This is a genomic window from Roseateles sp. GW821-FHT02E12 (assembly GCF_059421665.1).
This window is the reverse complement of record NZ_JBWKVK010000003.1, coordinates 836,315-850,344: the sequence shown is the minus strand read 5'-3', so window position 1 is coordinate 850,344 and position 14,030 is coordinate 836,315. Positions and strand designations below refer to the sequence as shown.

Here is a 14,030-nt window from a genome sequence, read left to right as displayed (position 1 = left end):
GGGAAAGCCAGGCCGACCCTGAACGCCAAAAAGGCGCGTTTCACACAAGTCACAACAACCTCGCCAGAATGGGCCGGAATCCTATAGGAGTAACCATGCCGAAACCCACCGCCCATGCGTTTGCCAACACCCAGGCCAAGTTCAAGACCCCGGCCGGCAAGTCCGGGCAGTTTTTCTCGCTGCCCAAGCTGGCCGAGGCCTTCCCGAACGTGAGCCGCATGCCCATCTCCATGCGCATCGTGCTGGAGAGCGTGCTGCGCAACTGCGACGGCAAGAAGGTGACGGCCGAGCACGTGGAGCAGTTGGCGAACTGGAAGCCCAACGCGGCCCGCGTGGACGAAATCCCCTTCGTCGTCGCCCGCGTGGTGCTGCAGGACTTCACCGGCGTGCCGCTGCTGGCTGACCTGGCCGCGATGCGCAATGTGGCCGCCTCGCTCGGCAAGAACCCCAAGACCATCGAGCCACTGGTGCCGGTAGACCTCGTCGTCGACCACTCGGTCATGATCGACCACTACGGCACGAAGAAGTCGCTGGACCTGAACATGAAGCTGGAATTCGAGCGCAACCGCGAGCGCTACGAGTTCATGAAGTGGGGCATGCAGGCCTTCGACACCTTCGGCGTGGTGCCCCCGGGCTTCGGCATCGTCCACCAGGTCAACCTGGAGTACCTGGCGCGCGGCGTGCACAAGGGCAAGGACGGCGTCTTCTACCCCGACAGCCTCGTCGGCACCGACAGCCACACGACCATGATCAACGGCATCGGTGTCGTCGGCTGGGGTGTGGGCGGCATCGAGGCCGAGGCGGGCATGCTGGGCCAGCCGGTGTACTTCCTCACACCCGACGTCGTCGGCTTCGAGCTGACCGGCCAGTTGCGCGAAGGCGTCACGGCGACCGACCTTGTGCTCACCGTCACCGAGATCCTGCGCAAGCACAAGGTGGTCGGCAAGTTCGTCGAGTTCTTCGGCGAGGGCACCCGCACACTTGCCCTGCCCGACCGCGCAACCATCGCCAACATGGCGCCCGAGTACGGCGCCACGATGGGCTTTTTCCCGGTGGACGAGAAGACGGTCGACTACTTCAAGGGCACCGGCCGCAGCAAGGCCGAGATCGAGGCTTTCGAGGCCTACTGGCGAGCGCAGGCGATGTTCGGCGTGCCCAAGGCCGGCGACATCGACTTCACCTCCGTCGTCTCGCTGGACCTCGGCACCGTGGCGCCCAGCCTGGCCGGCCCGAAGCGCCCGCAGGACCGCATCGAGATCACCCATCTGTCGTCCAACTTCGCCGAGCTGTTCAGCAAGCCCACCGCGGAGAACGGCTTCAACCAGCCGGCGGACAAGCTCGGCACGACCTTCAAGGCCGACAACGGCCTCGACGTGAAGAACGGCGACGTGCTGATCGCCGCCATCACGTCCTGCACCAACACCAGCAACCCCGGCGTGCTGCTGGCCGCCGGGCTGCTGGCCAAGAAGGCGGTGGAGGCCGGGCTCAAGGTCTCGCCGCACATCAAGACCTCACTCGCACCGGGCTCGCGCATCGTCACCGAGTACCTGCAAAAGGCCGGCCTGCTGCCCTACCTGGAAAAGCTCGGCTTCAACGTCGCCGCCTACGGCTGCACGACCTGCATCGGCAACGCTGGCGACCTGACGCCCGAGTTGAACAAGGTCATCCAGGACAACGACCTGGTCTGCGCGGCGGTGTTGTCGGGCAACCGCAATTTCGAGGCACGCATCCACCCGAACCTGAAGGCCAACTTCCTCGCCAGCCCGCCGCTGGTGGTGGCCTACGCGATTGCCGGCACCGTCACGCGCGACCTGATGACCGAGCCCGTCGGCTACGGCAGACAAGGCAAGCCGGTCTACCTGGGCGACATCTGGCCCACCAGCGACGAGATCTACGCGCTGATGAAGTACGCCATGAACGCCAAGGCGTTCCGGGAGAACTACGACCAGGTCGCCAGGAAGCCCGGCAAGCTCTGGGACGCCATCAAGGGCGTGAAGGGCCAGGTCTACAACTGGCCCAAGAGCACCTACATCGCTCAGCCGCCCTTCTTCGACGGCTTCACGATGGAGCCCAAGGCGCTGATCTCCGGCGTCAAGGGCGCCAAGGTGATGGCGCTGTTCGGTGACTCGATCACCACCGATCACATCAGCCCGGCCGGCTCCTTCAAGGAGACCACGCCGGCTGGCAAGTTCCTGCTTGCCAACAGCGTGCTGAAGGCCGACTTCAACTCCTACGGTGCCCGCCGCGGCAACCACGACGTGATGATGCGCGGCACCTTCGCCAACGTGCGCGTGAAGAACCTGATGCTGCCCGCCCTGCCTGACGGCTCGCGCGAGGAAGGCGGCTACACGCTGAAGAACGGCGTGAAGACCCCCATCTACGACGCCGCGATGGACTACATCGCCGAAGGCACGCCCACCGTCATCTTTGCGGGCGAAGAGTACGGCACCGGCTCCAGCCGCGACTGGGCCGCCAAGGGCACGCAGCTGCTAGGCATCAAGGCCGTCATCGCCAAGAGCTTCGAGCGCATCCACCGCAGCAACCTGATCGGCATGGGCGTGCTGCCGCTGCAGTTCAAGCCCGGCACGAGCTGGGAAAGCCTGAAGCTCACCGGCGCCGAGACCATCGGCATCACGCTGGCCGACGAGATCAAGCCCCAGGGCGACGCGGCGATGACCATCACCCGCGCCGACGGCAGCAGCGAGACCGTGGTGCTGACGCTGCGCATCGACACGGCCATCGAGGTGGACTACTACAAGCACGGCGGCATCCTGCCGTTCGTCCTGCGCCAGCTGTTGGCGGCCTGACGACTCGATCCTCCCCGCGCGAAATAGCGCGACTGCGGGCGCTTGTCTAGACGAGTGCCCGCGATTTTTTTGGGGACAGGTTTGTCCCGAAACGCGCCCATCGGCCGGCTCACCAGAATCCGCGGCTTCTTCAACCCAGCGCCCCGCAACGGGGCCGACAGGAGCTTGCATGAAGACCTGGTTCAAGCTGACCACCATCGCCCTTGCCCTTGCCGCCACAAGCGGCGTGCAGGCGGCGGCCGCCGAGTGTCTGGACGTGCGCCTCAGCAGTGCCGCCCCCATCGTCAACGGCGACGTGGACGTCCATGTGGACGTCGCCGTGACCAACCAGTGCCGCACTGCCGTGCAGGTGCTGCGCTGGCAGCTGCCGAGCGACACGATGAGCGGTGCGCTCTTTCGCGTCACGCGTGACGACAAGCCGGTGCGCTACACCGGCGCCGTCATCAAGCGCGCGGCACCGCAGGCCAAGGACTATGTCGAGATCGCCGCTGGCGCGACGCTGAACTACAAGGTCGAACTGACCGGCCACTACGACTTCAGCAGGAACGGCCGCTACGCCATCGAGTTCCAGAGCGACCGGGGCACGCACGGCTCGGGTGCGCAATCCATGCGCAGCGCCGCGGCCATGTATCTGTGGGCGCAGAACCGCAGCGAGAAGCTGGATGGCGCCGCCACGGCAGACGACACGTCCGACGGCCGCAACGCCCTGGCTTCGACCAACGTCACCGCCGCAGCCGCCAGCCTCTCCTACACCGGCTCCTGCACCAGCAGCCAGAAGACGCAGCTGTCCCAGGCCGTCACGGCCGCGACGAACTACGCGTCCAGCTCGGCCACCTACCTCAGCGGCACACCCTCGGCCTCGCCGCGCTACACGAGCTGGTTCGGCGCCTACACCGTGTCGCGCTGGAACACGGCCAAGGACCATTTCGTGAAGGCCCGCAACGCCTTCCAGGGCGCCGCGCTGACGCTGGACTGCAGCTGCAAGGACAGCGGTACCTACGCCTACGTCTACCCGACCCAGCCGTACAAGATCTACGTCTGCGGCGCCTTCTGGAGCGCACCGATGACCGGCACCGACAGCAAGGGCGGAACGCTGGTGCACGAGATGATGCATTTCAACGTCATCGCCGGTACCGACGACTGGGCCTACGGCCAGAGCGCCGCACTCAGCCTGGCCAAGTCCAACCCGACCAAGGCGCTGGACAACTCCGACAACCACGAGTACTTCACCGAGAACAGCCCTTCTAAAAACTGAGTTCCCTCGCGTTTGATGCGCCGCCTTCGGGCGGCGTTTTTTCTTTGGGGGCTGCCGATCACGCGGAGCTCGGCTAGGCTCGCAGCCATGCGTCGTTCCTGCCTCCGTGTCGCAGCCGCTTTGTTCGCCGCCTGCCAATTGCCCATGGCCCTTGCCGCTTCGCCGATACAGCCCGCCGAGCTGGCCTGCCAGTTCCAGGCCACACCCAAGCCTGATGGCCAGGTGATGCTGCACTTCACGCTGCGCAACGCCGGCAAACGCGACCTGCATCTGCTGCGCTGGGGCAGCCCCTTCGAAGGCGGCTGGTTCGGCCCCTTCGTGCGGGTCAGCACGCCGCAGGGCGAACTGCCCTTCCAGGGCGCCATGCGCAAACGCGGCGATCCTGACGCTCAGGCCTACCTGTTGCTGCGCGCCGGCCAGAGCCTGGACGCCGAGCTGCCGCTGAACGACGCCTTCGCGCTGCCGCCGGCCGGAACCTTGAGCCTGAAAGCCGGCTGGCATTGGCATGACGTCATCGTGGCCGGCACGCCGCCGCGCCCCCGGGCACGCCACCAGGGGTTCGACCAGACCTGCGGCCAGGTCACGCTGGCGCGCTGACGAACGGCACCCACCGAAGCCGGCGTTACGCTGCCGCCCCGTCTTTGCACCCAACCCTCTTCCATGCACCGCCTTCCCGGCCTCGACCTGCTGCGCAGCATCGCCATCATCTGGGTGATGTTCTTCCACACCTTTCTCATCGGCGGCCTGGGGCCGGACTGGGAATGGCTGACCCGTTTCGGCTGGGCCGGCGTGGATATCTTCTTCGTGCTCAGCGGCTTCCTGATCGGCTCGCAGCTGCTGCGCACGCTGCAGCGCGGCGAGGCGCTGTCGCTCGGCGCCTTCTACTGGCGCCGAGCCTGGCGCATCCTGCCGGCGTTTGCCGTCGTGCTGGCCGTCTATGTCGCCTTCCCGGCCCTGCGCGAAGCGCCGGGGCTGGAGCGCTGGTGGCAGTTCGCCACCTTCACGCTGAACCTGCTGGTCGACTACGGCCGCAACCAGGCCTTCTCGCATGCCTGGTCGCTGTGCGTGGAGGAGCATTTCTATCTGCTCTTCCCGCTGCTGGCCTGGTGGGCCACGCGGCGTCCTTCGGCGGCACGCTTCCTCGCCGTGTGTGCCGTGCTTGTGCTGGGCGGCATCGCACTGCGCGCCGGCATCTGGCTGCACAACGACGCCCTCCAGCCGCCGCGCAACTGGTTCATCGAGGACATCTACTACCCGACCTGGACGCGACTGGACGGCCTGCTGATGGGCGTCATGCTGGCGGCATTGCGTGTGTACCGGCCGCAGCTCTGGTCGCGCCTGCAGGCGCGCTCCACGGCGCTGCTGTTCGGCGGGCTGGCCGCGGCCGCCCTCGCCTTCTGGCTCTTCCGGGATCGCACCGGCCTCGTCGCCAACGCCATCGGCTGGCCGCTGCTGTCCTTTGGCTTCGGCCTGCTCGTGCTGTCTGCCACGGCACCCCAGGGCTGGCTGGGCCGCCGGGCCGTGCCTGGTGCCGGCTGGCTGGCCGCCATCTCCTACAGCCTGTATCTCAGCCACAAGATCGCGATGCACGTCGTCCACACCTGGATCGCCCCCGCGCTGCCGCTGCAGGGGCCGGCCCTGTTCCCGGTCTATGCGGCCGCCATCCTGGCTGTGGGCGCCGCGCTGTACTACCTCGTGGAGAAGCCGGGGCTGCGGCTGCGCGACCGCCTGGCGCGCTGTCCCTCGGTCACCGCACTCGCAGCGGCTCGCTGACGATGACGATCCAGCCAGGCTCCGACGTCCACCTGCGCGACCTCGCCCGGCTGCGCCGCGTGCGCGACCGCATCGACCGCGAGTACGCCCAGCCGCTGGACGTTGAAGCCCTGGCCAACGGCGTGCACATGTCAGGCGGCCACCTGAGCCGTCAGTTCCGCCTGGCTTATGGTGAATCGGTCTACAGCTATCTGATGACGCGGCGCATCGAACGCGCCATGGCCTTGCTGCGCCGTGGCGACTTGAGCGTCACCGAGGTCTGCTTCACCGTCGGCTGTTCGTCGCTAGGCACCTTCAGCACGCGCTTCAGCGAGCTGGTGGGCCAGTCACCCAGCGCCTACAAGCGCGACCAGGCGCAGGCCACGCAAGGCATGCCGGCCTGCGTGGCGCGCCAGGTGACCAAACCGATCAGGAATCGAGAAGCGCCGCAAGAGAGCGAAACCTAGACTGCTTTCCATGCACTCACCCCTGACGGAGACCGACACCATGGACATCAGCATTCATTCCAGCTTCCTGCCCCAATCCGACCCCGAAGCGTCGCTCGCTTTCTACCGCGATACCCTCGGTTTCGAGGTGCGCAACGACGTGGGCTACAACGGCCTGCGCTGGATCACGGTCGGCCCGGTCGGCCAGCCCAACACCTCCATCGTGCTGCACCCGCCGGCGGTCACGCCGGGCATCACCGACGACGAGCGCCGCACCATCACCGAGATGATGGCCAAGGGCACCTTCGGCATGCTCATCCTGGCCACCGCCGACCTCGACAAGACCTTCGCCAAGCTGCAGGCCCAGGACGCCGAGATCGTCGAGGAGCCCACGATGCAGCCTTACGGCGTGCGCGACTGCGCCGTCCGCGATCCCGCAGGCAATCTGCTCCGAATTCAAGAGAAGCGCTGAATGGCCGACGCTGACAACCACGACCGCATCCGCGTGCAGGGTGCACGCGAGAACAACCTCAAGGACGTCAGCGTCGACATCCCCAAGCGGCGCCTCACCGTGTTCACCGGCGTGTCGGGTTCGGGCAAGAGCTCTCTCGTCTTCGGCACCATCGCGGCCGAGTCGCAGCGCCTCATCAACGAGACCTACAGCGCCTTCGTGCAGGGCTTCATGCCCACGCTGGCGCGGCCCGAGGTGGACGTGCTGGAGGGCATCACCACGGCCATCATCGTGGACCAAGAGCGCATGGGCGCCAACGCGCGCTCCACCGTCGGCACGGTGACGGACGCCAACGCGATGCTGCGCATCCTGTTCAGCCGCGTCGGCAAGCCGCAGATGGGCCCGCCCAGCGCTTTCGCCTTCAACGTGCCGTCGGTGCAGGCCACCGGCGTCATCACCGTCGACAAGGGCGGCGCGAGCAAGGCCGTCAAGCAGACCTTCTCGCGCACCGGCGGCATGTGCCCGCGATGCGAGGGCATGGGCTCGGTCAGTGACTTCGATCTCAACGAGCTGTTTGATGCCAGCAAGTCACTGAACGGCGGGGCGATCAACATCCCCGGCTACAGCATGGAAGGCTGGTACGGCCGCATCTTCCGCGGCTGCGGCTTCTTCGACCCCGACAAACCCATCGCCAAGTTCACCAAGCGCGAGCTGCACGACCTGCTGCACAAGGAAGCGACCAAGATCAAGGTCGACGGCATCAACCTGACCTATGCCGGGCTGATCCCGTCCATCCAGAAATCCTTCCTGTCCAAGGACGTCGACGCGCTGCAGCCCCACATCCGCGCTTTCGTCGATCGCGTCATCACCTTCCAGACCTGCCCCGAATGCCAGGGCACGCGGCTCAGCGAGGCGGCACGCAGCTGCAAGATCGGCAAGCACAGCATCGCCGACGCCTGCACCCTGCAGATCAGCGACCTGGCCGACTGGGTGCGCGGCCTGAAGGGCGCCGAAGTTGCGCCGCTGCTGAAGGCGCTGGGCCATCTGCTCGACGCCTTCGCCGAGATCGGCCTGGGCTATCTGTCGCTGGACCGGCCGACCGGCACCCTGTCCGGCGGCGAGGCCCAGCGCGTGAAGATGATCCGCCACCTCGGCTCGTCGCTGACCGACGTCAGCTATGTGTTCGACGAGCCGACCACCGGCCTGCACCCGCACGACATCCAGCGCATGAACGAGTTGCTGGGCCGGCTGCGCGACAAGGGCAACACGGTCCTCGTCGTCGAGCACAAGCCCGAGGTCATCGCGATTGCCGACCATGTCGTCGACCTCGGGCCCGGCGCCGGTGCGGCGGGTGGCGAGGTGATCTATCAGGGCAGTGTCGAAGGCCTGCGCAAGAGCGGCACGCTGACCGGCCGCCACCTGGACGACCGCGCGGCACTGAAGGACAAGGTCCGCAAACCCAGCGGTGCCATCAAGGTGCGCGGCGCCAGCACGCACAACCTGCAGAAGGTCAACGTCGACATTCCGCTGGGCGTGCTCTGCGTTGTCACCGGTGTGGCGGGCTCGGGCAAGAGCTCGCTGATCCATAGCTCGGTGTCCAAGCTGGATGGCGTCGTCGCCATCGACCAGACCGCCATCCGCGGCTCGCGGCGCAGCAACCCGGCCACCTACACCGGCCTGCTCGACCCCATCCGCAGCGCGTTTGCCAAGGCCAATGGCGTGAAGCCCGCGCTGTTCAGCGCCAACTCCGAGGGCGCCTGCCCGACCTGCAACGGCAACGGCCTCATCTTCACGGACCTCGGGCCCATGGCCACCGTGTCGACCGTTTGTGAGGACTGCGGCGGCAAGCGCTTCCAGGCCGCAGTGCTCGACTACAAGTTCGGCAGCCGCGACATCAGCGAGGTGCTGGCGATGCCGGTCATCGAAGCAACCGCCTTCTTCGGCGCCGGCCCGGCCAAGACACCGGCCGCGCACGCCATCCTTGAACGACTCGCAGACGTCGGCCTGGGCTATGTCAGCCTCGGCCAGCCATTGACGACGCTGTCCGGCGGTGAGCGCCAGCGCCTCAAGCTCGCCACGCAAATGGCCGAGAAGGGTGACGTCTACGTGCTGGACGAACCCACCGCCGGCCTGCACCTGGCCGATGTGGCGCAGTTGCTGGGCCTGCTGGACCGTCTCGTGGACGCCGGCAAGTCCGTCATCGTCATCGAGCACCACCAGGCCGTCATGGCGCATGCTGACTGGCTCATCGACCTCGGCCCGGGCGCCGGTCATGACGGCGGCCGCATCGTTTTCGAGGGTACGCCGGCCGACCTCGTGAAGGCCAAGAAGAAGACTCTGACCGGCCAGCATCTGGCCGCCTACGTCGGCAGCTAGCGGCCAGCTTCAAGCGGGCTGGTGCTGCCTGCGCAGCGCCAGCGGCGTGCAGCCCGCCGTGCGCTTGAAGAACTTGACGAAGTTGCTCGCGTCGTCAAAGCCCAACCGGTCGCTGATCGCCGCGACCGGCAGCGTCGTGTGGGCCAGCAGGCGCTTCGCCTCCAGAGCAATCCGCGCCGCAACGAAGCCCTTGGCCGTGACGCCCGCGGCCCGCAGCGTCGTGCGTGTCAGCGTTCGCTCCGTGCACCCCAGCGCGTTCGCATACGCGCCGACGCCATGCCAGTCCTGGAAAGACTTCTCCAGCAACTGCTGGAAGCTCCGAAAGCGCGCCAGCTCGGCAGGCGCTGCGAGCTGCCCATCGTCCTGCTGCCGCGATGCCAGCCGCAGCCGGATCAGCAGCGCGCTCAACTGGTGGCGCAGCAACGCATGCACCTCCGTTGGCGGCGCCTCCAGCCTGGAGTCGGCGTGCATGCGCGCCAGTGCCTCGCGAACGACTCGGAACTCGGCCTTGGGCAACGCGAGATGGCGTGGCAGCTCCTCCAGGACGCCGATCAGGTTCACTTCGGTGGACCTGCCGCTGGACGCTGGCGCCGCAGGCGCGAAAAGGAACTCCGGGCGGAACAGCACCAGCCAACCGTCCCAGGGATTGTCGACATCGTATTGCTCGGTCTGCGAAGGCCGATGCAGCAGCACCGAACCCGGCTCGCAGTGGATCGGCTCGAAGTCGATGCCATGGCTGCAGGCGCCCTCGGTCACGCAGATCAACTGGTGGAAGTCGAGCCGATGCGTGCGCCGCAGGCTTGACGGCGCGACCCGTGCCTTCAGACTGCTCATCGTGAACACCTCGATGTCGAGCCGATGCGGCGCCGCCGGGCGGTAGCCGATGCGCTCGATGTCCGCGCTGGGACGAGAAGTCCGCGAGGGCGTCATTGTCCGTTTCTTACCATAAGTCGCCGCATTCTCACCGTGCGCCACCGGGGCTCGCCGGGCACCATCGCCGAACGCGTTTTGCGCCCCATCGAACCTTGAACGGAGAAGCACCGATGTCGCTCATCGACACAGCCAAGCACTACATCCACGCGGTCCAGACCGGCAACCAGGCCGCGCTCGGCAGGCTCATCGCGCCCGACGTCGTCTGGCATCAGCCTGGCAGCAACCGCTTCTCGGGCCTGCGCCGTGGCGTGTCTGAGGTCGTCGAGATGATCGGCGGCATGATGGCCGCCTCCGGCGGTTCGTTCAGGATCGAACGCGCCAACCGCTACATGGCGAACGGCAGCTGGGTGACCATCGAACTCGAGTTCGCGGCCGAACGCGAAGGCATGACGATGGCCCAGGCGGGCATCGATCTGCTGCGCATCGAGCACGGCCAGATCGTCGAGGCCAGGTTGTTCTCGAGCGATCAGCTGCAGGAGGACCGCTTCTGGGGCGAAAAAACGGCCGTGTGAGGAGGCCAGCTCGACAGGGCCAACGCGCAGCGTCAACAAGTGCTGGCCGCTACTGTGGATGATGTCCAGGCCGTTGCGCTGCATCACGGCGCAGCCCCCGCCTCATCGACCTCGGCCCCGGCGCAGGCCACGACAGTGGACGCGTCGTCTTCGAGGGCGCGCCGGCCGACCTCGTCAAGGCCCGCTCAACGCTCACCGGTGAGCGTCTGGCGGCCTATGTCAGCACGCCGGTGAAGGCCGCGCGGCCGGCAGCAAAACGGACCTGATCTCGCAACGCCGGAGGGCGGTGCTTGTGTCATCATCGACCGTATACAAAAGAACAAAAAACAGGGGCTGATCGCAACCGAGTGGCGGTCTATGTTCGGCGGGATGGCACAGGTGTCAAGAGGGCATCTGTCGACGGAAGCGGCAGGTCCCCGTGAGCGTTGGTATGCGCTCGCGACGGTGCTCGTGTCGGCCGTCGTTTTCCTGGTGACGCTGCCGTTCGCCCGCACGCCGCTGGCCCAGGTGCCGGCCTTCGTGCCGGTCTACGTCGCGTCGCTGGTGATCTTCGATCTCATCACCGCCGTGCTGCTGTTCGGGCAGTTCGGCGCGCTGCGCTCGCTGGAGTTGCTGGTCCTTGCGAGCGGCTACCTCTTCACCGCGGTCATCACCGTCGCCTACGCGCTGATCTTTCCCGGCCTGTTCGCGCCCACCGGCCTGCTCGGCTCCGGGCCGCAGACGTCCTCGGCGATGTATATGGCCTGGCATGCCGGGTTCCCGCTGCTGGTCATGGCCTACGCGCTGCTCAAGCCGGAGCGGCCCGACGTGCGGCGGCACAGCCACTGGCTGCAGGGTCGGGCAAGGTTCCCCATCCTCGCGGTGATGGCTGCCGTGTTGGCCCTGGTCACCGCCGTCACGGCCGTCGCAACCCTTGGGCATGCACTGCTCCCCGAGTTCCTCGACGGCCACCGGACCACCCGGACCGGGCGCGCGATGCTGATCGGCATTTGGCTGCTCAGCCTGCTGGCGCTGGCCACGCTGTGGCGCCGCCGACCGCACACCATGCTGGACATCTGGCTGCTCGTCGTGCTGTGCGTCTGGCTGTTCGACCTGGCGCTGGCCGCCATCCTGAACACCGGGCGCTACGACCTGGGCTGGTACGTCGGTCGCGTCTATGGGCTGCTAGCGGCCGGCTTCCTGCTCATTCTGCTGCTGAGTGAGACCAGCCGGCACTACGCCCGGCTGGTGCGCGTGTCGGCCGACCTGAGCGCGGCGAATGCGGAGCTCTGGCAACTTTCCGTGCTCGACGCTCTGACCGGCCTTGCCAACCGGCGCGCCTTCGACGCCCATCTGTCGGAGCAGATCGCCGTCTCGCTGCGCCACCAGCGGCCGCTGGCCCTGGTGCTGATGGACGTGGACCACTTCAAGGCCTACAACGACCATCACGGACACCAGGCCGGCGATGACTGCTTGAGCCATATCGCAGCGGCGCTGCTGGGCTGTTGCCAGCGGCCCGGCGACATGGCCGCCCGCTACGGCGGCGAAGAGTTCGCGCTGATCCTGCCGGACACCTCGCTCGACGGCGCCCGTCACATCGCCGAAGGTGCCCGAGCCGCCATCGGCCGGCTGCGCATCCCGCACGGTCGGGCTCCGGCTTGCCACCATGTCAGCATCAGCGCAGGTGTCACGATGATGGATGGCCGCAGCCCCTGTACCGCCGAGCAGTTGATCGCGGCCGCCGACGCCCTGCTCTACCAGGCCAAGCGCAGCGGGCGCGACCGTGTCGTGTACCTGGAGCGGGTCCAGCCCGCTGCCGCGTAGGTCACCGCCCAGGCACTCAGGCCGAGGGCTGCACCGGCACGTTGATCTCGAACCAGAACCGGCTGCCCTGGGCCAGCCGGCTCTCCAGCCGGATCTCGCCGCCCATCATGCGCACCAGCTGCCGGCTGATGGCCAGGCCCAGGCCCGTGCCGCCGACGCGTTGTTCGGCGCTGCCAGCCTGCTCGAAGGGCTCGAACAGCCGCACGGCCTGGTCATCGGCGATGCCGACACCGGTGTCCTGCACCTCGAAGCAGAGCTTCACATGCCCTGGCTCCACATCGGCCGAGGGCAGCACGCGGGCCAGCAGCGTGACGCTGCCGACGTGGGTGAACTTGACCGCATTGCCCAGCAGATTCAGCAGAATCTGGCTCAGCCGCTTCTCGTCGGCCAGCACCACGGCCGGCAGCTGCGGGTCGAGCTGCAGGTCCAGCCCGATGTGCTTGTCTTCGGCCATGACGCGCACGATGTCGATGACGGCGTGCATCCGCGCGACCAGGTCGACAGGACCGACGCGCAGCTCGGCCTTGCCGGCCTCGATGCGCGACAGGTCGAGGATGTCGACGATCAGCGTCAGCAGGTGCTGGCCGCTGCTGTGGATGATGTCCAGGCCGTTGCGCTGCTTGGGGCTGAGGCTGCTGTCCATCTTCAGGATCTGCGCGTAGCCCATGACGGCGTTCAGCGGCGTGCGCAGCTCGTGGCTCATGCGGGCCAGGAACTGGCTCTTCGCGCGGCTGGCGATCTCGGCGCGCTCCTTGGCATCGCTCAGCTCCAGCGTGCGCTCCTGCACCAGGTCTTCCAGATGGTCGCGGTGGGCACCCAGCTCGGCCTCGCGCTCCTGCAGGGACGCGATCATGCGGTTGAAGGTGTGCGCCATGAGGGCGATGTCGCGCGGCCCACCGACCGGCGCGCGCGCATCGCTGTCGCCGCGCTCGACCTTTTCCATCGCATCGGACAGGGCCACCAAGGGCCGCGTCAGGCGCAGCGCCAGGTAGCGCACGGCGACCAGGAAGAGGAACGAGAACAACAGCGCCATGCCGAAGTTCGCGATGAAGAGCGAGGCCTGGGTGCTGTGCAGCGTGGCCTTGCTCTGCACGACGCGCACATGGCCGAGCAACTGGGCCGGGCGCAGCGTCACGTCGAAAGGCGAAGGCTCGGGGCGGGTCCAGACGGGCGCTGAAAACGCCCAGCTGTCCTCGGTCTCCTGGTCCAGCCAGGCTTCGCTGGCGGCAGGGGCCGGTGGCACGGCCGTTGCGGCTGTGGCGGGCAGTCGGTCGCGCTCGGGGCCGAGCGCCAGCAGCAGATGGCCGCGGGTGTCGCGGATCTCGATGGCCATGACGTCCGGGAAGGCCAGCGATGCACGCACCGCCTCCTCGGCGTTGTCCGCAGCCGCATACAGCAAGGCCAGCGAGCTGTTGGACGCCAGGTTGGTGGCCACGCGGCCGCCCTGCTCCATCAGCATGGCCCGCACCTGGCGGCCGCCCTGCCAAGCATTGACCGCGGCCATCATCAGGGCCAGGCAGAGCGCGCCCAAAGCGACGCCCACGCTCAACTGGCGGCGGAACGAAGCCTCGTGGATGTAGCGCGAGTACACCCAGAACGGCCAGGGCCCGTGCGGGGTCGCTGCGCTCGCGCCGTCATCCAGCGGTAGGCCGGAGGCGTGGGGACTGAGTGGCGTGCGGTGCGGCAATCTGGGTC

At 67.4% G+C, this 14,030-nt stretch carries 11 protein-coding genes; 9 read left to right on the top strand and 2 right to left on the bottom strand.

The genetic code is table 11. The annotated features are described in order from the left end of the window. Positions 1 to 95: 95 nt before the first annotated feature. The 7 genes from acnA (at position 96) to AC07V5_RS21770 (ending at position 9,087) form a co-directional block, all read left to right on the top strand. Entirely contained in the window at positions 96 to 2,807 is a 2,712-nt protein-coding gene (gene acnA, locus AC07V5_RS21800; protein WP_495117803.1) for an aconitate hydratase AcnA, read from the top strand. 169 nt (positions 2,808 to 2,976) lie between these two features. Then, positions 2,977 to 4,062, top strand: a complete 1,086-nt coding sequence (locus AC07V5_RS21795) for a M35 family metalloendopeptidase (RefSeq protein WP_495117802.1) — start codon at positions 2,977 to 2,979, stop codon at positions 4,060 to 4,062. 144 nt (positions 4,063 to 4,206) lie between these two features. Next, positions 4,207 to 4,659, top strand: coding sequence for a hypothetical protein (locus AC07V5_RS21790; protein WP_495117801.1), 453 nt, complete (start codon positions 4,207 to 4,209; stop codon positions 4,657 to 4,659). A 63-nt stretch (positions 4,660 to 4,722) separates the two neighbouring features. Beyond that, positions 4,723 to 5,835, top strand: coding sequence for an acyltransferase family protein (locus AC07V5_RS21785; protein WP_495117800.1), 1,113 nt, complete (start codon positions 4,723 to 4,725; stop codon positions 5,833 to 5,835). A 2-nt stretch (positions 5,836 to 5,837) separates the two neighbouring features. Continuing rightward, positions 5,838 to 6,281 carry a helix-turn-helix transcriptional regulator gene (locus AC07V5_RS21780; protein WP_495117799.1) on the top strand — a complete coding sequence of 148 codons (444 nt, stop codon included), beginning with the start codon at positions 5,838 to 5,840 and terminating at the stop codon, positions 6,279 to 6,281. 10 nt (positions 6,282 to 6,291) lie between these two features. Beyond that, positions 6,292 to 6,732, top strand: coding sequence for a VOC family protein (locus AC07V5_RS21775; RefSeq protein ID WP_495117798.1), 441 nt, complete (start codon positions 6,292 to 6,294; stop codon positions 6,730 to 6,732). Then, positions 6,733 to 9,087 (top strand): ATP-binding cassette domain-containing protein, encoded by a 2,355-nt coding sequence (locus tag AC07V5_RS21770; protein ID WP_495117797.1) that lies wholly within the window; start codon positions 6,733 to 6,735, stop codon positions 9,085 to 9,087. A 9-nt stretch (positions 9,088 to 9,096) separates the two neighbouring features. Here AC07V5_RS21770 and AC07V5_RS21765 read toward each other — a convergent pair whose 3' ends face one another. Continuing rightward, positions 9,097 to 10,128 carry a helix-turn-helix domain-containing protein gene (locus AC07V5_RS21765; RefSeq protein ID WP_495117796.1) on the bottom strand — a complete coding sequence of 344 codons (1,032 nt, stop codon included), beginning with the start codon at positions 10,126 to 10,128 and terminating at the stop codon, positions 9,097 to 9,099. Positions 10,129 to 10,130: 2 nt separating this feature from the next. Between AC07V5_RS21765 and AC07V5_RS21760 the strand changes: the two genes are divergently transcribed. Together AC07V5_RS21760 and AC07V5_RS21755 are read left to right on the top strand one after the other, a co-directional pair. Further along, entirely contained in the window at positions 10,131 to 10,532 is a 402-nt protein-coding gene (locus tag AC07V5_RS21760) for a nuclear transport factor 2 family protein (protein ID WP_495117795.1), read from the top strand. A gap of 450 nt (positions 10,533 to 10,982) precedes the next feature. Beyond that, a complete protein-coding gene (locus tag AC07V5_RS21755; protein ID WP_495117794.1) occupies positions 10,983 to 12,335 on the top strand; it encodes a GGDEF domain-containing protein in 1,353 nt (450 codons plus the stop codon). Between the two features lie 16 nt (positions 12,336 to 12,351). On the opposite strand, the gene AC07V5_RS21750 is transcribed toward AC07V5_RS21755, so the two are convergent. Further along, positions 12,352 to 14,022 (bottom strand): ATP-binding protein, encoded by a 1,671-nt coding sequence (locus AC07V5_RS21750; protein ID WP_495117793.1) that lies wholly within the window; start codon positions 14,020 to 14,022, stop codon positions 12,352 to 12,354. Between the last annotated feature and the right edge of the window lie 8 nt (positions 14,023 to 14,030).